This window comes from Arthrobacter sp. ATA002 (assembly GCF_026898095.1).
Lineage (GTDB): Bacteria > Actinomycetota > Actinomycetes > Actinomycetales > Micrococcaceae > Arthrobacter_B.
In genome coordinates, this window is the sequence record NZ_CP114015.1 from 1,340,239 (window position 1) to 1,360,097 (window position 19,859).

Below are 19,859 nucleotides of genomic sequence, written 5' to 3' on the forward strand. Positions count from 1 at the left end.
ATGTCCCCCGTTACACTCGGGGGCATGAATCAGCAGACCCCCGGTCCGGAGCCCGCCGCCGCGGCTCTGGACGCCGGATCGGCAGCCGCTCCGAAACTCGCCCGCCTCATCAGGTACCGGACCGTGTCCTCCCGGGAGCCGCAGGACATTGACATCGGAGAGTTCGACGCCTTCATCCGGGCGCTGCCCGAGCTGTTTCCGCTGGTTCACCGGCACCTGGGGCTGGAGCGGGTCAACGGGTACGGGCTGCTCTATCACTGGACCGGGAAGCCCGGACCGCGGGATGCAGCCACCGGAGCCGTGGAGGCCGGCGCCGGTGGCGCCGGAGGTCCGCTGGTCCTGATGGCCCACTACGACGTCGTGCCCGCGGCCCGCCCGGAAACGTGGGAGCATCCGCCCTTCTCCGGAGAAATATCGGACGGCGTGATCCATGGCCGGGGAGCCCTCGACGACAAGGGTTCCCTGGCCGCGGTCCTGCAGGCCGTGGAGCTGCTGCTGGCAGAGGACTTCCAGCCCGCCCGGGACGTGTACCTCTCCTTTGGGAACAACGAGGAGGTTTCCGGAGTCACAGCGGGGGTAACGGCCGCACTGCTCGAAGGCAGGGATATTCGGCCGTGGATGGTGCTCGATGAAGGCGGGGCCGTGGCGACACAGGCCTTTCCCTTCGTGGACGGCCCCGTCGCCGTGGTGGGCGTGACGGAAAAGGGCGTCCTTGACGTGGAGCTCGCCACCGAAGACCCCGGCGGACACGCGTCCACGCCGCACCGCCGCGGGGCCACCGCCCGTCTGGCGCGGGCTGTCGTCCGGCTCGACGACAACCCGCTGCCGGCAGCCCTGCCCGCACCGACGGTTGAAATGTTCGGCCGTCTGGCGCCCGCCGCCCGTTTTCCGGCTGGCCTGGTCTTCGGCAAGCCGGGGGTCTTCCGAAAACCGCTCACCCGGATCCTGGCCCGCATGGGCGGGGAGTCCGAAGCGCTGACCCGCACCACGGTGGCGGTGACACAGCTTCAGGGCAGCAGCGCCGCGAATGTCCTGGCCTCCCGGGCCACGGCCAACGCCAACATCAGGGTGGCTGTGGGGGACACGGTGGAGGGGACATTGAAGCGGCTGAGACGGATCATCCGGGACCCGTCCGTCACCCTGCGTCTAGTGGAAGGCAACGAACCGTCGCCGGTCTCGGCAACGGACAATGAGCAGTTTGCGCTGCTGGCAGAGGCCATCGCGGCAGTCTTCCCGGACGCGGTTCCGGCGCCGTACGTCATGCTGGGCGGCACCGACTCGCGGCGCTTCACCGGAATTTGCGACGCGGTGTACCGGTTTGCGCCGTTCCGGATGGACCGGCGGGCACGGGCCAGCATCCATGCCGACAACGAGTGCCTCGGCATACAGGCCTTCGGGGAAGGGATCCTCTTCTACGGCCGGCTGCTGCGCGGCCTGCAGTCCGGGCAGTGAGGGCACCGCTCCACTGTGCCCGGTCCGGTCAAGCGGGACTGACGGCTAGCCGAGTCCGTCGAACAGAACACCGGTGAGCTTCGTGCTGACCTCCCACAACCGCCGGGCCGTTGCCGCGTCGCGCGCCTGCGGGGCGGGGGCGACCGCAGCGGGCGTGCCGCGCAGCTGCCCGGGCCCGCCCGGACCGTAAAAATCCCCGCCCCGGACCCCGGGGGCCGTTGCGGCGTAGAGCGTGGGGAGCGCACCGTGTGCTCCGCTCTGGCCCAACAGGCGGAAGAACGCGCCGAGGACGTCCAGGGTGGCGGGGTGGTTCATGCCGGCGGTCAGGTTGGTGCTGGCAAACCCCGGATGGGCTGCGGCGGCCACCAGAGTTGAACCGGCGGTTTCCGCCCGGCGGTTCAACTCAAAGGTGAACAGCAGGTTGGCGAGTTTGCTCTGGTTGTACCGCGCCCAGGGCCGGTAGCTGCGTTCGGCGGCCAGGTCGTCGAAATCAATTCGTCCGCCGCGGTGCGCCAGGCTCGAGACAGTGACGACACGCGGAGCAGGGGCGGCGTTCAGCACCGGCAGCAGCAACCCGGTCAGGGCAAAGTGGCCCAGATGGTTCACCCCGAACTGGAGCTCGAAGCCGTCGGCGGTGGTGCTCTTCGGGGTGGCCATGACACCGGCATTGTTGATCAGCAGATCCACGGGGGCGTCCTGCGCGGCGGCAAAAGCCCGGACGGACTTCAGCGAGCCCAGGTCCAGCGGCCGCACCCGCACGCCGTCGTTCCCGGTTTCAGCCCGGATCCGGTCCCGGGCCGCCTCCCCGCGCCGTGCATCACGGCAGGCCAGCTCCACGCGTGCTCCCTGGCCGCCAACACGAGGGCCGTCTGCAGTCCAAGGCCGCTGTTGGCTCCCGTGACGACGGCGGTTTTGCCGCTTTGGTCGGGTATGTCATCGGCGCTGTAGGTCCCCACTGCTGGCTCCCGCCGTCGTCCGGATGCGTGCCTCCGGGAACTCCGGAGGCCGCTGCTACTCCGCGCTGGCCGCCAAACTGGCCAGCACCTTGTCGGTGAGGGACTGGAGCTGGACCAGTTCCTCGTTGCTAAGTGCCGGCGAGAGCAGTTCGTAAATGCCCTGGACATGGGCCCGGCCCAGCCGGCGCTGCAGCTCCCGGCCGGCGTCGGTCAGCGCCAGCTCGACGCCGCGCTGGTCGTTCTCGGCCGGGCGGCGCTGGACGAGCCCCTTGGCCTCCATCCGCTCCACCATCCGGCTGAGGCTGGGCTGGCTGATGAGGAGGTGCTCATTGAGCTCGTTCAGCCGGGACCATCCGGTGGGGCAGCGGGTGAGGTTGAACAGCACGTCGTACTCGCGCATGGTGAGCTCCTTGAAGGCCGGATCCTTCTGGAGCCGCCGCATGACACCCACCTGGACCCGAAAGAGGGACTCCCAGGTTTCGGCTGCCTGACGGACGGGGGCGCTGCTGGTATCCAGGGACATGTCTCCAGCCTACTGAAGAGAAGGCACTGCAGAGGTACGTGACGCTGCGCTACGGGCGGCTGCCCGCGCGGCATGCGTAGGGCCTTCCGGCACGTCAGCCGGGCGGCGGGACTCGAATTCGCGGCGGAGTTCGGGCAGCACGTACTCGCCGAACAGGTCCAGCTGCTCCAGGACGGTCTTCAACGGCAGGCCGGCGTGGTCGATCAGGAACAGCTGGCGCTGGTAATCGCCGAAGTACTCCTGAAAGGACAGCGTCTTTTCAAGAACTTCCTGCGGGCTGCCGACAGTCAGCGGAGTCTGGGCCGTGAAGTCCTCCATGGAGGGGCCGTGGCCGTACACGGGAGCGTTGTCAAAGTACGGGCGGAACTCATTGACGGCGTCCTGGGAGTTTTTCCGCATGAAGAACTGCCCGCCCAGGCCCACTATTGCCTGGTCCGCGCGGCCGTGGCCGTAGTGCTCGTAGCGTTCGCGGTACAGGCTGATGAGCTGCATGTAGTGCTCCTTCGGCCAGAAGATGTTGTTGGCGAAGAAGCCGTCACCGAAGTAGGCGGCAATTTCCGCGACCTGCGGCGTGCGGATGGATCCGTGCCACACAAAGGGGGCAACGCCGTCGAGCGGGCGCGGGGTGGCGGTGAAGTTGCGCAGCGGAGTGCGGAACTTCCCTTCCCAGGTCACCGTCTCGTTGTCCCAGAGCTGGCGCAGCAGGTTGTAGTTCTCCACCGTCAGCTCCACCGAGTCCTGCATGTTCTTGCCGAACCACGGGTACACGGGGGCGGTGTTGCCGCGGCCCAGGACCAGGTCCACCCGGCCGTCGGCGAGGTGCTGGAGCATGGCGAAATCCTCGGCGATCTTCACCGGGTCATTGGTGGTGATCAGCGTGGTGGCGGTGGAGAGGATGATCCGCTCCGTTTGCGCGGCGATGTAGCCCAGCAGGGTGGTGGGGGAGGAGGCATAAAACGGCGGATTGTGGTGCTCGCCGGTGGCGTACACATCCATGCCGATTTCTTCGACCTTCTTCGCGATGGCGACGGCGGCCTTGATCCGTTCGCCCTCGGTGGGAATTCGCCCGGTGACGGGGTCGCGGGTGATGTCGCTGACGCTGAATACGCCGATCTGCATGGTGTCCTCCAAAGTGGCTGGTACCTACAAGTATATGCATTTGCATCTACATAGTGCGACAACGGTGCTTAGCCGTGAATCATTCCCGGCCCGGTCAAACGCCGGCAGCCCGGTCCGCGGTGTGATTTGCGGAGTGCCGGCGCCGTCCGGCCCGCTTCTCCCGGAGCCTTCCACCAGCCGGTACAGGACCGGGACCAGGATCAGGGTGAGGATGGTGGAAGAAACCAGCCCGCCAATCACCACGATGGCCAGCGGCCGGGAAATGAACCCGCCCTCCCCGGTCACTCCCAGCGCCATGGGCGTGAGGGCGAAAACGGTGGCCAGCGCCGTCATCAGGATGGGCCGCAGCCGCTGCCGGGCACCGCGCATGATGGCGTCGGCCACGTTCATCCCCGGCTGGCCGTCGTGCGGACGCCGGTACTGGTTGATCAGGTCCACCAGCACGATGGCGTTGGTCACCACAATGCCCACCAGCATCAGCATGCCCACCAGGGACGGCAGTCCCAGCGGCACGCCGGTGACCAGCAGCAGCAGGATGGCTCCGGTCGCCGCGAAGGGAACGGACACCAGCAGGATCAGCGGCTGGACCAGGGACTTGAAGGTCGCCACCATAATCACGTAGACAATGGCGATCGCTGCGAGCAGGGCCAGACCCAGCTGAGTGAAGGACTCGTTCTGCTGCGTGGCGGCACCCGAGAGCGTGGCGGTGACGCTGGCTGGCAGCTCCAGCTCCGCGAGCTCGTTCTGGACCTCCGTAATGGCCGCGCCTAGGTTGTCATCCGCGGGGGAGACGGAGACGACGGCGGTGCGCTCGCCGCCGGAGGACGAGATCGACGTCGGGACATCCACTTCCTCCACGGTGGCCAGCGAACTGAGCGGCACCGTCCCGGAGCCGGCCGGCACGGGCACCGCGCTGAGCTGTTCAACGCTCGTCACGGCAGTGCCTTCACCAATGAGGACCGGGAAATCATCCGTGCCGATCCGGATGGTCCCGCCCGGCAGCGGACTGAGGGTGGAGGCCACCAGTCCGGCGATTTGCTGCTCGTTCAGACCGGCTTCCACGGCCCTGGCCCGGTCAATCGACACCTGCACCACGGGGGAGGACGAGGAGAGGTTGCTGGTTACTTCGCCGGCTGACGACAGCGCGGACATGGCCTCGACCAGCTGGTCGGAGGCCGGCTGCAAATCAGTGGGATCTCCGGCGGACAGGCTGATGTCCACCGTGTTGGAGGTGCCGAAGCCGCCGCCGGTGGTGCCCAGCGTGACGGTGCCGGCGTCGTCGTCCAGGTTGTCCAGTTCATCGCTCACGGTTTCCCGCAGCGCCACCTGATCCACGCCGGGCTCCGTGATCACGGTGAAGGACGCCACCGCGGACCCGCCCGCGGTGAAGGCGGCGAAGCCGGAGCTTGAGGTGCCCATGGTCACCTGGACGTCCTTGACGCCCTCGGTGCCGCCGAGCACCTCCTCCACCTCTTCGGCCGCCGCCGACGTGGTTTCCAGCGAGGTGCCCGGCGGCAGCTCCTGCCGCACGCTGAAGGTGTTCTGCCCGGTGTCTCCGAGCAGGTTGGTCTGCAGCAGCGGGGTCATGGCCGCGGTGCCGACCAGGACCACGAGTCCGGCGGCAACGGTATAGGCGGGGTGCCGCTGCGTGGTGCGCAGGATCGGCAGGTAGCCGCGCTGCAGGAGGGTCCGGGATTCCCGGGCTTCCACTTCGGCCCGGTAGGCGGCGGGATCGGCGACCGGCTGGGAGGACTTCAGGAACCAGTACGCCAGCACGGGCACGATGGTCAGGGAGACCAGCAGCGAAGCCAGCAGCGCCAGGGAGGTGGTGATGGCAAACGGCCGGAAGAGTTCACCGGAGAGCCCGCCCACAAAGGCAATCGGTGCAAACACGGCCACGGTGGTGAGCGTGGAGGCGGTGATGGCGCCGGCCACCTCGCGCACCGCGGTCAGGATGGCCGTCCGCTTGTCCGTGCCGTAGCCCAGATGCCGCTTAATGTTCTCGATCACCACGATGGAGTCGTCCACCACGCGGCCGATCGCGATGGTGAGGGCGCCCAGGGTCAGGATGTTCAGCGAATATCCGAAGGCCAGCAGGCCAATGAAGGTGACGAGCAGGGACAGCGGAATGGAAACGGCGGTCACCAGGGTGGAGCGGACCGACAGCAGAAAGACCAGGATCACCAGGACGGCGAAGCCGAGACCCAGGATGCCCTCCGTGGTTAGGTTGGAAATGGACTCTTCGATGAAGGGTGCCTGGTCGAAGACCACGGTGAACGTGGCCCCGTTGCCCAGTTCATCCTGCAGCGACGGCAGCAAATCCAGGACCTCGTGCGAGATGCCCACCGTATCGCCCGCGGGGGTCTTCGTGATGGATACGGCCAGCGTGGGTTCGCCGTTGGTGCGCGTGATCGACGTGTTTTGGTCCTCCGTGATGTCCACGGAGGCGACGTCGCCGATGGTCACCGGCGCGTCGTCGTCCCCGCGCCCGGAATCCTGTGCGGACTCGAGCGGCAGCGCCTCGATTTTCTCCAGGCTGTCCAGCGGGCTGCCAACCTGGATCGGCAGGGACCGAGTCTCTTCGGTAACCGTGCCGGCCGGCACCAGGGCGCCGCTGTTTTCCAGGGCCCCGGAAATCGCCGACGGCGCAACGCCCAGGGCGGCCAGCGCGGCCTGGTCGGGAAGGATGGCAATGCTCCGGCTGGCCCCGCCGGTGACCTCGGCGGTGCGGACGCCTTCGATTTTCTGCAGGCGCGGAACCGTCAGCCGCTGCAGCTCGGTGTTGAGCTCGGCCAGTGGCTGGTCGGAGGATACGGCCAGGTACACGACGGGAAAGTCGCTGATGCTGCCGGCCAGGGATTGCGGATTGGTGTCCTCGGGCAGCAGCTGCCGGGCGTTGGAGATGGCCCGGTCCACCTGGCCCCGGGCACGGTCCAGGTCGGTGCCGTAGGCGAAGGTCAGGTTGATGGTGGAGATCGAGGACCGTGAGGTGGCGGAGGAGGATTCCAGGCCCTCGACGGCGGTTAACGCGCCTTCCAGCGGTTCGCTGACCTGCTTGTCCACCACTTCCGGTGATGCGCCGGGCAGGGCTGTGATCACGGTGATCTGCGGAAACTCCAGCGACGGGATGAGCTCCTGCTTCAGGGAACCCATGGAGATCACGCCGAAGACAGCGATGAACACCGTGATCAGGGCGATGAGCGCCCGGTTGGAGAGCGAGAACTTAGCCAAACGGTCCATGAGCCTGCCTTCGGAAGGGCTGAACTGACGTAGATCGGCAAAACTCCGGAGCGCACGCGGTTCCGGCACTGAACGTTCGTTGGACCGGGCCGGCCGGATGGGTCAACCCGGTCCAACGGGAAAACTATTTTTTCTGGCAGTACCTGCGGGTCAGCCCAGGCCGAGGACGCGGTTGGTGTCCTTGGTCAGTTCTTCCAGCAGGGACTCATTCTCGTTGAGCTTCACGCCGTAGCCCGGGATCATGTCCTTGAGCTTGGGTTCCCAGCCGGGGAATTCGGCGGGGAAGCAGCGCTTGAGCAGGTTGACCATGATCGGCGGGGCGGTGGATGCGCCGGGGGACGCGCCCAGCAGGGCGCCGATGGTACCGTCCGCCCCGGTGATGAGTTCGGTGCCGAACTGCAGCACGCCGCCCTTCTTCGGGTCCTTCTTGATGACCTGAACGCGCTGGCCCGCGGTGATCAGGTCCCAGCCCTCGGTCACGGCGCCGGGCATGAATTCCTGCAGTGCCTTCGTCTTGCCCTCGCGGGTCTTCAGTACTTCGGTGACCAGGTACTTCACCAGCGACATGTTGTCCTTGGCGACCGCCAGCATCGGCACCAAGTTGTCCGGGCGCACCGATCCGGGCAGGTCCAGGAAGGAACCGCTCTTGAGGAACTTGGGGGAGAAGCCGCCGTACGGGCCGAACAGCAGGGAACGCTTGCCGTTGACGAACCGGGTGTCCAGGTGCGGAACGGACATGGGCGGGGCCCCCACCGAGGCCTGGCCATACACCTTGGCGTTGTGGCGGGCAATGATCGACTCGTCGGTGGAGCGCAGGAACTGGCCGGACACGGGGAAACCGCCGAAACCCTTGCCCTCGGGAATGCCGGAGGCCTGGAGCAGGTGCAGGGCGCCGCCGCCGCCGCCGACAAAGACGAAGCGGGCGGAGACGGTGCGGGACTGTCCGGTGGCACGGTTCCTGACCTTGACGTCCCAGCCGCCGTTGGAGGCGCGGGAGACGTTGTTGACCTCATGGCCGTAGTTCATTTCCACGCCGTTGCTGCCCAGATATCCGGTCAGCTCGCGGGTAAGCGCACCGAAGTCGACGTCGGTGCCGCCGGCGACGCGGGAAGCAGCAACGCGCTGCGAGGGGTCGCGGCCTTCCATGGTCAGCGGCGCCCACTCGGCCAGCTGTGCATGGTCCTCGGAGAATTCCATGGACTTGAACAGCGGCTGTGCGCTGAGCGACTCGTAGCGGCGGCGCAGATACTCGGAGTGCGCGTCACCCCAGACGAAGCTCATGTGCGGCAGCGGATTAATGAAGTTGTTCGAAATGTGGCCGGAGGAGACCATATGGGACCAGAACTGGCGGGACACCTGGAACTGTTCGTTGATCCCCACGGCCTTGGCCGGGTCAACCGAACCGTCGGGGCCGGCGGGGCTGTAGTTCAGTTCGCAGAGTGCGGCGTGGCCGGTGCCGGCATTGTTCCAGGGGTCGGAACTTTCCAGGCCGGCGCGGTCCAGGCGCTCAAAGAGGGAAATGTCCCAGTCCGGCGCGAGCTGCTTCAGGAACGCCCCAAGGGTCGCGCTCATGATGCCGCCGCCGATCAGCAGTACATCGGTTTTCGTTGCGGACGTGTCCGCGGGGCTATTAGCAGTCAACTTCATATCTCCAGTCGCGAGGGCGCTAGCCCCAGAAGCGTATCGCTCCCGGGGCCCTGACTAAAATCACATCCTGCCTGCCGGAGTACGGTCCTGCGGGTAGTTACGCTTCGCGCAGCTCGATCCGGTTGAAGACCTCGTTGAGCAGGGAGAGGTGGGATAGGACGCTACGCGGGGGGAGAAGGCCAGCGCTGAGATGGGAAAGGCCAGCGGAACAGCGGGGACGCGGGTGGAAATGCGGTCGCTGATGGCGGTGTAGGCCTCGGTCTGTTCCGCCCCGGATTCCAGCGTGCGGGCCCGGTCTAGCTTGCTCAGCAACTGGGCGTCGTCGTAGGCGAATTCCTCGGTATAGCTGCCGAAGAGCGTTCCCACGAAGTTGTCCGGATCGTCAAAGGTGCCGCTGATGCCGAACAGGTGCAGGGCGCGGTCGCCGCCGCGCTGCACGCTCTGCACGTAGTCGTCGGACCACTCCACCGGGACCGGCTTGATGTTCAGGCCAACTGCTGTGAGCTGGCGGCTGAGTTCGGCATACACACGCTCCGGCGTCGGCAGGTAGGCGCGCGTCACATGGCGGGGATAGTGGAACGGCAGCTCGGCGCCGTCGTAGCCGGCTTCCTCCAGCAGCTCCGCAGCCCGCTCGGGATCGTAGCCGTAGCTGGTGACGGATCCGGAGCTCACGCCGAGCTTTTCGGGCACAAACTGGTTGGCCTGCTTGGTGCCGTTAAGGAACAGTCCGTCCAGGAGCGCGGCCTTATCGATGGAGTGCGCTATAGCCTGGCGCATCTTGATGTCGTCCAGGCCGGGGAACGCCTGGTTGATGCCCAGGTACAGGACCGAATACGGATCACGCTGCAGGATCTGCATGCCGTTGCGGGCCAGGTCATCCACGTCGGAGACGGTCACGAGGTCGTAGCCGTCCACTTCTCCGGCCTTGAGTGCGCGCAGCCTGCTGGCCGGGCTGGTCATGACCTTGAAGACGAGCGTGCCAATCCTGCCGCGCTCTCCCCAATACTGCGGATACGCCGCCAGGCGAACTTCGTCTCCGTTCCAGGAGTCAAAGGCGAAGGGGCCGGTGCCCACCGGCCGGGTGGCGTAGTCGGAGATCCGCTGGCCGCCGTTGTCGGTGGTCAGGGCATCGGCGCCGAACTGCTGCAGTGCTTTGGGGGAGGAGATGGCAAATTCGGGCGAGGCCAGTGCGGGAATGAACGAAGCGAGGCGGGTGGCCAGCTCAACGCTGACGGTGTATTCGTCCACGGCGGTGCTCGATTTGTACACCGCCAGTGCCGGGCTGTCCGAATAGGCATTGAAAACAGCCTCATAGGCCAGCAGGCCGGAGCCTCGGGTGGAGGCCGGCAGGTTGTACCAGCGGTCAAAATTGGCGCACACCGCGTCGGCGTTGAGGGGTTCCCCGTCGTGGAACGTGATGTCCCTGCGCAGCTTAAACGTATAGGTCCGGCCGTCTTCCGACTGGGTCCAGCTCTCGGCCAGCAGCGGCACGGGCGCGGAGGTCAGGGGATCAACGCCGACCAGCCCCTCCAGGATCTGGCGCGTAACCCGGTGGCTTTCGGTGTCCGTGGCCAGGAACGGATCCAGGCCCGCGGGCCGGGCCGCGGTGGCGAACGTAAAGGTGGCGTCGGGTACCCCCGCGGTGCCGGTTGCGGATGCCGATGCGGTCGCCTCGCTGTCGGGCGGGGTGGCGGTGCATCCGGCGACGGCCAGGGCGCCGAGCAGGGCACCGGCCCGAAGGAAGGAGCGGCGGCCGATGCCGGGATCTGTCACAGCTGCTGTTCTCCTCCGGGACGCTCCATCCCTGGTTTTATCTAACGGTGTTCGCCGGTGGCGCTGCCCAATGGTGCGCCGATCCGTGGTCCCGTGCAAAGCGGCCCGTCACTCCGGGGCTGTTTTGCATGGATTGCCAGTCTAAATGATAAAAAACCGGTAAAGGCCGGTGAGACACGGCTCACACCAGTGCTCCAAGTAAGGCAGGATAGGGAAATGACTGAAATGAGCCCTGATAATCCCCTGCTTGAGGTGACCGATCTCGCGGTTAACTTCCGCACGACCGACGGCGAAGTCCAGGCGGTCAAGAACGCCTCGTTTACGATCGGCAGGGGCCGGACACTGGCCATCGTCGGCGAATCCGGTTCGGGAAAGTCCACCACCGCAATGGCTGTCATCGGCCTGCTGCCGGGTAACGGCAGGGTTGTTTCCGGCAGCATCCGTTTCGACGGGACCGAACTCGCGGGGATTCCCGAGGCCAAAATGCGGGCTATCCGGGGCCGGTCCATCGGACTGGTGCCGCAGGATCCCATGTCCAACCTGAACCCGGTCACGAAGATCGGCACCCAGGTTGCCGAGACCCTGCTGGTGCACGGCATGGCAACCTCCAAAGACGTGGACCGCAAGGTGATCGAGGTGCTGACCGCTGCGGGCCTGCCCAACGCCGCCGAACGCGCCAAGCAGTACCCCCATGAGTTTTCCGGCGGCATGCGGCAGCGCGCGCTGATCGCCATCGGCCTGGCCTGCCGTCCGCGGCTGCTGATCGCCGACGAACCGACGTCGGCCCTGGACGTGACGGTCCAGCGCACCATCCTGGACCAAATCGGCAAAATGACCGAGGAACTGGGAACCTCGGTGCTGCTGATTACCCACGACCTGGGGCTGGCGGCCGAACGCGCCTCCGAGCTGGTGGTGATGCACCGGGGCCTGGTGGTGGAAACGGGACCTGCTCGTCAGCTGCTGGAGGATCCGCGGCATCCCTACACCCAGGCTCTGGTGTCCGCTGCCCCCAGCGTGGCGGCGGTGCGGCTAAGCCCCGGTGCCTTCACCGTGCCGGCGGCGCAGCGGCTGAAACTGGCCGAAGAGGTCTACGCCGAGCATTCCGGCGCGGCGGGGCTGGCAGGCGACGGCGGGGGCGACGGCTCCGCTGCCGCCCCAGCCGCTGAAGCCGGCGGCGGCGCCGGACCGCAGGCAGCCGCGGACGGCACCGCGGCTCCGGACAATATCGTGGAAATCCGCGACCTGACCAAGGTGTACAAGATCCGCGGCCGGTCCGACGATTTCTACGCCGCCCGCAACGTGACGCTGGACATTCCGCGCGGCAGGACGGTTGCGATCGTCGGGGAGTCCGGCTCCGGCAAGACGACCACGGCACGGATGCTGCTGAAGCTGATTGAGCCCACCAGCGGTTCGATAACCTTTGACGGGATCGACGTCGGGGGCCTGGAGAAGGGCAAGCTGCGTGAGTTCCGGCAGCGGGTCCAGCCGATCTTCCAGGACCCGTACTCCTCGCTGGATCCGATGTTCACCATCCAGCGAATCCTGGACGAGCCGCTGAAGACCTACAAGCGGGGCACCAAGAGCGAGCGTGACGCCCGGGTGCGCGAGCTGATGGACCAAGTGGCGCTGCCGCAGTCAATGTTGGGCCGCTACCCGGCGGAGCTTTCCGGCGGGCAGCGTCAGCGTGTTGCCATTGCACGGGCACTGGCGCTGAAGCCGGAACTGATTGTCTGCGACGAGCCGGTGTCCGCACTGGATGTGCTGGTCCAGGCCCAGATCCTGAAACTGCTGGGGGATCTGCAGGCCGAGCTCGGGCTGAGCTACCTCTTCATTTCCCATGACCTGGCCGTGGTGCGCCTGATCTCCGACTATGTCTGCGTGATGAAGGACGGGGAACTGGTGGAGGCGGCGTCCTCCGAGGAGGTCTTCTCCAATCCCCGCCACCCGTACACGCGCAAGCTGCTGGCTTCCATCCCGGGCAACGAGCTGAACATCGGCGAGGGCGAACTGGCTTCCTAACCCGGACCGGATCCAGAACCGCACACACTAAGAAAGGTGCCGCCCGTCCGGGCGGCACCTTTCTTAGTGTGTGCGCGGCCGGGGCCGCGTGCTGCTTACTTCTTCCGTGTTTTCGGATCCAGCGCCTCGCGCAGGGACTCACCCAGAAGCGTGAAGCCCAGGGCCGTCACGGCGATGCAGATGCCGGGCAGGAACGCCAGCTGCGGCGCCACTGCCAGTTCGTTCTGCGCGTAGGTCAGCATCCGTCCCCACTCGGCGGTCTGCGGCTTGCCGCCGCCGAGGCCGAGGAAGGACAGCGCGGCGGCGTCGATCACGGCGGTGGCCAGGGTCAGGGTTCCCTGCACAATCACCGGGCCCATGCTGTTGGGCAGCAGATGGCTCATGGTGATGGTCCGCCGGCTCAATCCCAGCGACTGTGCGGAGAGGATGTAGTCGGCGCTGCGCTGGGAAATCATGGATGAGCGCAGGAGCCGGGCAAAGATGGGCACCTGCGATACCCCGATGGCGATCATGATCGCGTAGGTGTTCTGACCCAGGATCGCGGCGATGCTCACAGCCAGCAGGAGGTTCGGGACGGACAGCAGGATGTCCACAAAACGCATGATGACGTTGTCCACCCAGCCGCCGAACCCACCGGCGATAAGGCCCAGCAGCATGCCGCCCGCCAGCCCCAGGGCAGTGGAGACGATTCCGATGATCAGGGAGGCCCGGGCGCCCCAGATCAGCTTGGACAGGACGTCGCCGCCGAAGCGGTCCAGTCCCAGCGGATAGTCCTCGATGTCACCGGGACCGGGGATGGACGTGGGCGTGATGTCAGTGCGCCCGGGCAGGTCATCACCGCCAAAAGGGGCCAGCAGCGGCGCCAGGATGGCCACCAGGATAAACAGGCCAACGATGACTGCTCCGGCAATCGCCGCAGGGTTGCGCCGCAGCCGCTTGAAGGCAGACTGCCACATGCCGGTGCCGCGGGTGTCGGCCCCGGCTGCCGCCGGCTGCTCTGGCCCGATGGCACCGCCGGGGGCCGGTGGGAGAACTGTACTCATTGCACCCTCACCCTCGGGTCGATGAAGCCGTAGGAAATATCAACAATCAGGTTGATCAGTGAATAGGCTATGGCGATGAAAATAATGAACCCCTGCAGGACCGGATAGTCCAAATTGAAGATGGCGTCCCGGAGGAACCTCCCCACCCCGCTAAAGGCGAAGACGGTTTCGGTCAGCACGGCCCCGGAAATCAGCAGGCCGGTCTGCAAACCGATGGTGGTCGTCACGGGAAGCATGGCGTTGCGGAGCACAAAGCGGCCGCGGATGGTCTTTTCCATCAGTCCCTTCGCCCGGGCGGTCCGCACGTAATCGGCACCCTTGACCTCCAGGACGGATGCCCGCGTGATGCGCACAATGATGGCCAGCGGAATGGTGCCCAGAGCGATGCCCGGGAGCACGAGGTGCATCAGGGCGTCCCAGGAGGCGTCCCATTCGCGGGTTAGTAACCCGTCCAGGACATAGAAGTCGGTGACGTGTGTTGCGTCAATGCGCGGATCCTGCCTGCCGTCCGGCGGGAAAATCGGAATCTGGATGGCAAAGAGCCACTTCAGGATAAACGCCAGGAAGAACACGGGAACGGTGATGCCGAGCAGGGAGAGGACCACTGAGGAGTGGTCCCAAAACCGGCCGTAGTGGGTGGCAGCGAGGTAGCCCAGCGGGATCCCGATGCCGATGGCGAAGATCAGGGCCACGACGGCGAGCTCCAGCGTGGCCGGGAAACGAGTGGCGAACTCCTCCAGTACGGGCCTTCCGGTGACCGTGGAGACACCAAAGTCGCCCTGCAGGAGCTTGCCGACGTAGGTGAAGTACTGCTCGAGGAGGGGGCGGTCAAAGCCGTACGCGGCATTGATTCGGGCAATGGCTTCGGGAGTCGCCTTGTCTCCCAGAAGTGCCGTGGCCGGACCGCCGGGAAGACTGCGGACCCAAACGAATAGCAGGATGGACAAACCGATGAGGGTGGGGATCAGCATGAGAAGGCGTTTGCCGATGACTTGCAGCACAGATGTCCTTTCTCAGCGTGGTGTGCGCGCTGGATGAAGGAAATGGAAACAGGGAAAGGGCCGGGATCTCCGAAGAGGAGACCCCGGCCCAGTGCTGCTACTTGTTGAGTTCGATCTTGTTGAATACTTCGTCGCTCACCGGACTGGCGGGGTAGGAATCCACGCGCTCGGAGAAGGCGAGTGAGGGGGCCGGGTGGGCCAGCGGAATGGCCGGCACAAATTCCGCAATATCCTCGTTGATCTGCTCGTACAGCGGAGTCTGTTCCTCGAGGTTGCTCACCTGGCGGGCTTCCTCCAGGGCGGAGAAAATTTCAGGATTGTTGAAGCCGAACTCCGGCTTCTCCTGTCCGAAGAACACGCCCACAAAGTTGTCGGTGTCGTTGTAGTCTCCAGTCCATCCCAGCAGGTGGATGCCGTGGTCCTCGGTGGCCTGGATCCGGTCCTGGTAATCGGGTGACCACTTGTTCGGCTGCGGGTTGATCGTAATGCCCACTTCTTCGAGCTGCGCGGTGATGTTCGTGTAGACCTGCTCGGGGGTCGGCATGTACGGGCGGGAGACACCGGTGGGGTAATTGAAGTCCAGGGTGAAGCCGTCCGGGTAGCCCGCCTCGGCCAGCAGTTCCTTGGCCCTTTCCGGGTCGTATTCGTACTCGGCGACGTCCTCGCTGTAGCCGTTGACGACGTCGGGGATGAACTGGCTGGCAATCTTGGTGCCCTCCGGCAGGGTCTGGTCCACCAGCGCCTGCTTGTCAATCGCATGGGCAATCGCCTGGCGCACCAGCGGATTCGCCAGCTCCTCCACCTTCTGGTTCATGCCGAGGTAGAGGATGGTGAAGGGTTCACGGGCAACAACCTTGTAGCCGGCATCGGCCAGCACCTGGGTGTCGGCCGGAGCCACCAGGTCATAGCCGTCGATCGTTCCGGCTTCCAGAGACTGGCGGCGGGAGTTGGGATCGTCAATGACCCGGAAAATGATGTCGGTGACCTGGCCCTGCTCGCCCCAGTAGTCCTCATAGGCCGAGAGGGTAATCTGGTTGCCCACTTCCCAGGTCTCGAATTTGAAAGGGCCGGTGCCGGTGGGATTTTCCTTGGCGTATGCGCTCAGGCTCGGGGCCTCCGCCGTACCGGTGACGTCATTGGCGGAGAACTCCTCCATGGCTGCCGGGCTCTGCATGGCAAAAGCAGGCAGGGACAGAGCAGCAATGAAACCGGCAAACGGCTTGGCGAGGGTGACCACGGCCTCGGAGTCGCCGGTCGCTTCACAGGACTTGTAGGTGGCGGTTTCGGGGGAATCGGAGAAGCCCTTGAACAGCTTGCCGTAGTAGTAGGAGACGCTGTCGGCCTGCTGGATGCCGGTGAAGTTGTACCACCGGTCAAAGTTTGCGCAGACAGCCTCGGCATTGAACTGAGTGCCGTCATGGAAGGTGACGCCTTCTTCAAGCTGGAAGGTGTAGGTCAGGGCGTCTTCGGATGTTTCCCAGGACTTGGCCAGCAGCGGTTCAGGGTCTGCGCTTCCTGCCTTAACGCCAACCAGGCCTTCGAAGATCTGGCGGCTGACGCGGAAGGACTCCCCGTCAAAGGCAAAAGCCGGATCAAGGGACTTCGGGTCGGAGGACGCTGCGAACACAAAGGTTCCGTCCACCTCGGAGGCGGTGCCGGCGTCGTCCGATCCCTCCTCGCGCTCGCTCTGGGCGCAGCCGGAAAGAATCAGGGCGCTGAGCGCTATTCCTGTGGTGATCGCGGCAGCCCGCCGCTTGGGGCGGGCCCCGTTCATGGTTCGGCCAGCAAATAACATGGTTCTAACTCCTCTGGGGCGAGTGTTACCCGTGCAAAAACGGCGGGCGCCGCGCGGTGCATGTTGTCCAATGTGTGTCGTGCGACACAAACGTATGGACAGAGCCTAATGGGTTGCACCGGATCTTGACGTATTTCCCCTCCGGCGGGGTCACAATTTGATCACGCAAAAGGCGGGCACCCCGGAAGGGGTGCCCGCCTTCGACTGCTGCGGTAACGCGGCTGCCCCGGAGGGGCGGCGGGGCCTACATTGCCGGCATCAGGACGGTGTCCAGGAGGTACACCGTGGCGTTTTCGGTCTGGACCCCGCCGCAGACGACGGCGGAATCGTCGACCATCATGCTGTCACCGGAGCCGGTGACGTTGACTTCGGCGCCGTTAACCGTGGCGTACATGCCCGAGAGCTCGTCCGGCGTCATCTGGCCCGGAACCACGTGATAGGTGAGGATGCCCGACAGCAGGTCGGGGTCGGTTTTCAGGGTTTCCAGGGTGGCGGGGTCGAGCTTGGCAAAGGCGTCATCGGTCGGAGCGAAAACCGTGAACTCGGATCCGTTCAGGGTGTCCACCAGATTGACGTCCGGATTCAGCTGGCCCGAGACCGCGGCGGTCAGGGTGGTCAGCATGGGGTTGTTGGAGGCAGCGGTGGCCACCGGGTCCAGGGACATGCCTTCAACGGAACCCGGCCCCTCGGGAACAGCCGCGGCGTAGTCGGCGCAGCTGGCGCCAACAAGGTTGGCTGCCGGATCGGCGCTCATGGATTCGCCTGCGGTTGCGTCCGGGCTCATGGATTCCGAGGCCGACGGCGACATGCTGGACTCCGATGCCATCCCCGATTCCGAGCTTTCGGAGGATGTGTCGGAAGAATCGGTACTGCAGGCGGCCATTCCCATCATGGAGACAGCGGCGATTCCGAGGATGGACATATTCCGGCGGGTCTTGAAAGCCATTGTTTTCTCCTTCTGGCGGGGTCCCGCTTGGCGGTTTCCCCTGGTTGGTGTGAACACCCCTTGCTGCGGGGTCTCAGAAGGTCTTCGGGCCGGGTCCGGATCCGGATGGGTTGCATGGTGGAAAAGTTTTTGGCCACGTCACAGCGGGGATGGGAAGGGGACGGGAGCCGGGAACCGCCAGGCTGCAGTGACTCCGGGCAAAAGAAAACACCCCGGTCCGAAGACCGGGGTGTTACTTGTGCCGCGACTCATCCGTAAACGATGTCTCGACTCATCACAAGTGAGTGCGCGAGGAGGGACTTGAACCCACACGTCCGAAGACACTGGAACCTAAATCCAGCGCGTCTACCAATTCCGCCACTCGCGCTCAGGCCTGGGCTGCCGCGCAAAATCCGCGAAAAGGCGCAAAACCAGCCTCCAGTGTACCCGAGGTTTAGGCCAGTCCGAGATCACGCTCCAGTTTGGCAACATGGCCGGTGGCCTTCACGTTGTACTGGGCCAGTGAAACGGCGCCTTCGGGGTCAACGACCACAGTCGAGCGGATCAGCCCCTCGTAGGTCTTGCCGTAGTTTTTCTTCTCGCCCCAGGCTCCGTACGCCTCGGCGACGGCGTGGTCCGGATCGGACAGCAGGGGGAAGGTGAGATGTTCCGCTTCGGCGAACTTCTCCAGCTTGGGCACCGAATCCGGGGAGATGCCGACGACGGCGTATCCGGCGTCCTGGAACTTGTTCAGGTTGTCCCGGAAATCACAGGCCTGGGTGGTGCAGCCGGGAGTGGCCGCAGCGGGATAGAAGTACACGATGGTGCTGCGGCCGCGGAAATCGGAGAGCGAGACAGTTGCGGAACCGGTGGCCGGAAGCGTGAAATCGGGGGCTGTTTCGCCGGGGGACAGGCGGGGCATAGGTCTCTCCTTGGTATCAATCGGCGCTGTGGCGGTGTTACAGCGCGACAGCGCACGGCATGGGTGGCTATCCTAGTTTGTGGTGGATTTGTAGGTTATCCGATCGGCCGTCGAATCCTCATGTTGAAAGGAAGAGTCCTCTTTTATGCCCGATATGGAGCACTGGCCCACAGGTCGCCTGTTGTCGACCGCGGCACGTCTGGTTGAACACGCCTGGAACGAAAGGCTTGTTCGAATCGGCGTCACGCACGCCGGAGTGATCGCGTTGGGAGTTCTGGACTCCCAGGGAACCATGACACAGGCCCATCTGGCCCAGCTTGTCCGGGTCCAGGCCCAGACAATGGGAAAGACTCTCTCGCGGCTCGAAGCCCACGGCCACGTTGCCCGGGTTCGAAATGACTTGGACAGACGCAGCCACATGGTATCCATTACCCCGCAGGGAGTGGAGGCGCTGCGTGAGGCGCAGAACATCGAGCGCACGCTTATTGAGGGCGGGGAGCTGATGTCGGAAGAGCTGCGCGGGCAGCTGCGCAATGTTATTAGGGAACTGGGAAACCCCCGCTGGCAGCTTGCCGTGGATGTTCCGGGGCTGCCCATCCCGGCGGTGCCGTTGGAGGAAATTGCTGCGGAGATCCTACCCGGTGACGACGCTTTACCCGGTGACGACGCTTTACCCGGTGACGACGCTTTACCCGGCGACGACGCCGAAACCGCGCCGAAGGCTGCCGAAACCGCTTAGCGGATACTCAAAGTCATCGAGGCGCACCCCTCAGGGGTGCGCCTCTTTGTTTGCTGCGGTCCTCCGGCCCGGGGTGGCCTGCGGCCGGGAAAGCCGTGTGCTTACTGATCCGCCAGGAGGTGGCACCACCGGGACCGGCGGAGCAGGAAAAGCCGGCGGAGCAAGAAAAAGAGCGGCTCTGCCGGTTTCACCGGTTGAGCCGCTCCCTGATGTGGTGCACCCCCGGGACTTGAACCCGGAACCCTCTGATTAAGAGTCAGATGCTCTGCCAATTGAGCTAGAGGTGCATTTGCCGCAGTGACCTTCGCCGGTTTGAACCGGCGGTTTGTCATCCGCAACGACAGACAACACTACCAGTGTTTCCGGGCTGCGGCTAACCGTTCGGGCGGTGCCTGCCGAAGTGAGAGCTAAATCATGCCGGTGGGGCGCCGGTGCCGTCCGGCGGGCGCAAACAGCCCTTGGCGGCGGCGTCCCGTCCGTGGACAAAAAATAACCCCGCGGCGCCTGGAAATGATCCTGGCTCCGCGGGGTTTTCTTTGTGCACCCCGGGACTTGAACCCGGAACCCTCTGATTAAGAGTCAGATGCTCTGCCAATTGAGCTAGAGGTGCCTTTTGTTTTGGCGAGTAGACCGCGCATTTCCGCCCGATTTGCTCTCCGCAACGACATGAAACATTACCAGCACTTTCCGGAAAAGAAAAACGCG

The 19,859-nt window shown here is 65.2% G+C and carries 14 protein-coding genes and 3 tRNA genes; 3 read left to right on the forward strand and 14 right to left on the reverse strand.

Annotation, left to right across the window (positions count from 1 at the left end; all coding sequences use genetic code 11):
- The first annotated feature begins 24 nt into the window (after positions 1 to 24).
- Positions 25 to 1,452 carry a M20/M25/M40 family metallo-hydrolase gene (locus OL239_RS06720; protein WP_268911218.1) on the forward strand — a complete coding sequence of 476 codons (1,428 nt, stop codon included), beginning with the start codon at positions 25 to 27 and terminating at the stop codon, positions 1,450 to 1,452.
- Positions 1,453 to 1,497: 45 nt separating this feature from the next.
- Here the strand turns inward: OL239_RS06720 and OL239_RS06725 are convergent, their stop codons facing one another.
- From OL239_RS06725 to OL239_RS06750, 6 genes are all read right to left on the reverse strand, one after another.
- The gene (locus tag OL239_RS06725) at positions 1,498 to 2,289 is read right to left on the reverse strand and encodes an oxidoreductase (RefSeq protein WP_268911219.1); all 792 of its coding nucleotides are present in this window, start codon (positions 2,287 to 2,289) and stop codon (positions 1,498 to 1,500) included.
- Between the two features lie 174 nt (positions 2,290 to 2,463).
- Entirely contained in the window at positions 2,464 to 2,931 is a 468-nt protein-coding gene (locus OL239_RS06730) for a MarR family winged helix-turn-helix transcriptional regulator (protein ID WP_268911220.1), read from the reverse strand.
- A 9-nt stretch (positions 2,932 to 2,940) separates the two neighbouring features.
- Positions 2,941 to 4,050, reverse strand: coding sequence for an LLM class flavin-dependent oxidoreductase (locus OL239_RS06735; RefSeq protein ID WP_268911221.1), 1,110 nt, complete (start codon positions 4,048 to 4,050; stop codon positions 2,941 to 2,943).
- A 24-nt stretch (positions 4,051 to 4,074) separates the two neighbouring features.
- Entirely contained in the window at positions 4,075 to 7,290 is a 3,216-nt protein-coding gene (locus tag OL239_RS06740; RefSeq protein WP_268911222.1) for an efflux RND transporter permease subunit, read from the reverse strand.
- Between the two features lie 150 nt (positions 7,291 to 7,440).
- Positions 7,441 to 8,931: a malate:quinone oxidoreductase gene (locus OL239_RS06745; protein WP_442864237.1), complete on the reverse strand. Its 1,491-nt coding sequence runs from the start codon at positions 8,929 to 8,931 to the stop codon at positions 7,441 to 7,443.
- A 66-nt stretch (positions 8,932 to 8,997) separates the two neighbouring features.
- Positions 8,998 to 10,710: an ABC transporter substrate-binding protein gene (locus tag OL239_RS06750; protein WP_268911224.1), complete on the reverse strand. Its 1,713-nt coding sequence runs from the start codon at positions 10,708 to 10,710 to the stop codon at positions 8,998 to 9,000.
- Between the two features lie 216 nt (positions 10,711 to 10,926).
- On the opposite strand from OL239_RS06750, the gene OL239_RS06755 reads away from it, so the two are divergent.
- Positions 10,927 to 12,729, forward strand: coding sequence for a dipeptide ABC transporter ATP-binding protein (locus OL239_RS06755; protein WP_268911225.1), 1,803 nt, complete (start codon positions 10,927 to 10,929; stop codon positions 12,727 to 12,729).
- 95 nt (positions 12,730 to 12,824) lie between these two features.
- On the opposite strand, the gene OL239_RS06760 is transcribed toward OL239_RS06755, so the two are convergent.
- From OL239_RS06760 to bcp, 6 genes are all read right to left on the reverse strand, one after another.
- Positions 12,825 to 13,772, reverse strand: a complete 948-nt coding sequence (locus OL239_RS06760) for an ABC transporter permease (protein ID WP_268911226.1) — start codon at positions 13,770 to 13,772, stop codon at positions 12,825 to 12,827.
- Positions 13,769 to 14,773, reverse strand: coding sequence for an ABC transporter permease (locus tag OL239_RS06765; RefSeq protein ID WP_268911227.1), 1,005 nt, complete (start codon positions 14,771 to 14,773; stop codon positions 13,769 to 13,771). The genes OL239_RS06760 and OL239_RS06765 overlap by 4 nt, the downstream gene beginning before the upstream one ends.
- A 97-nt stretch (positions 14,774 to 14,870) precedes the next feature.
- Complete coding sequence (locus OL239_RS06770) at positions 14,871 to 16,547, reverse strand: ABC transporter substrate-binding protein (protein WP_268911228.1); 1,677 nt, start codon at positions 16,545 to 16,547, stop codon at positions 14,871 to 14,873.
- Between the two features lie 265 nt (positions 16,548 to 16,812).
- On the reverse strand, positions 16,813 to 17,514 hold the full coding sequence (locus OL239_RS06775) for a fasciclin domain-containing protein (RefSeq protein ID WP_268911229.1): 702 nt from the start codon (positions 17,512 to 17,514) through the stop codon (positions 16,813 to 16,815).
- Positions 17,515 to 17,799: 285 nt separating this feature from the next.
- Positions 17,800 to 17,881: transfer RNA gene (locus OL239_RS06780), tRNA-Leu, on the reverse strand.
- 66 nt (positions 17,882 to 17,947) lie between these two features.
- Positions 17,948 to 18,415, reverse strand: a complete 468-nt coding sequence (gene bcp, locus OL239_RS06785) for a thioredoxin-dependent thiol peroxidase (RefSeq protein WP_268911230.1) — start codon at positions 18,413 to 18,415, stop codon at positions 17,948 to 17,950.
- A gap of 145 nt (positions 18,416 to 18,560) precedes the next feature.
- Between bcp and OL239_RS06790 the strand changes: the two genes are divergently transcribed.
- On the forward strand, positions 18,561 to 19,154 hold the full coding sequence (locus OL239_RS06790; RefSeq protein WP_329609373.1) for a MarR family winged helix-turn-helix transcriptional regulator: 594 nt from the start codon (positions 18,561 to 18,563) through the stop codon (positions 19,152 to 19,154).
- 212 nt (positions 19,155 to 19,366) lie between these two features.
- Here OL239_RS06790 and OL239_RS06795 read toward each other — a convergent pair.
- Positions 19,367 to 19,441 (reverse strand) — tRNA-Lys (locus OL239_RS06795).
- A gap of 252 nt (positions 19,442 to 19,693) precedes the next feature.
- A tRNA-Lys gene (locus tag OL239_RS06800) sits at positions 19,694 to 19,764 on the reverse strand.
- Between the last annotated feature and the right edge of the window lie 95 nt (positions 19,765 to 19,859).

Coding starts and splice junctions, on each gene's coding strand:
- OL239_RS06720 (WP_268911218.1), top strand. CDS start 25: ATGAATCAGCAGACCCCCGGTCCGGAGCCCGCCGCCGCGGCTCTGGAC.
- OL239_RS06730 (WP_268911220.1), bottom strand. CDS start 2,931: ATGTCCCTGGATACCAGCAGCGCCCCCGTCCGTCAGGCAGCCGAAACC.
- OL239_RS06735 (WP_268911221.1), bottom strand. CDS start 4,050: ATGCAGATCGGCGTATTCAGCGTCAGCGACATCACCCGCGACCCCGTC.
- OL239_RS06740 (WP_268911222.1), bottom strand. CDS start 7,290: ATGGACCGTTTGGCTAAGTTCTCGCTCTCCAACCGGGCGCTCATCGCC.
- OL239_RS06755 (WP_268911225.1), top strand. CDS start 10,927: ATGACTGAAATGAGCCCTGATAATCCCCTGCTTGAGGTGACCGATCTC.
- OL239_RS06760 (WP_268911226.1), bottom strand. CDS start 13,772: ATGAGTACAGTTCTCCCACCGGCCCCCGGCGGTGCCATCGGGCCAGAG.
- OL239_RS06770 (WP_268911228.1), bottom strand. CDS start 16,547: ATGAACGGGGCCCGCCCCAAGCGGCGGGCTGCCGCGATCACCACAGGA.
- OL239_RS06775 (WP_268911229.1), bottom strand. CDS start 17,514: ATGGCTTTCAAGACCCGCCGGAATATGTCCATCCTCGGAATCGCCGCT.
- bcp (WP_268911230.1), bottom strand. CDS start 18,415: ATGCCCCGCCTGTCCCCCGGCGAAACAGCCCCCGATTTCACGCTTCCG.
- OL239_RS06790 (WP_329609373.1), top strand. CDS start 18,561: ATGCCCGATATGGAGCACTGGCCCACAGGTCGCCTGTTGTCGACCGCG.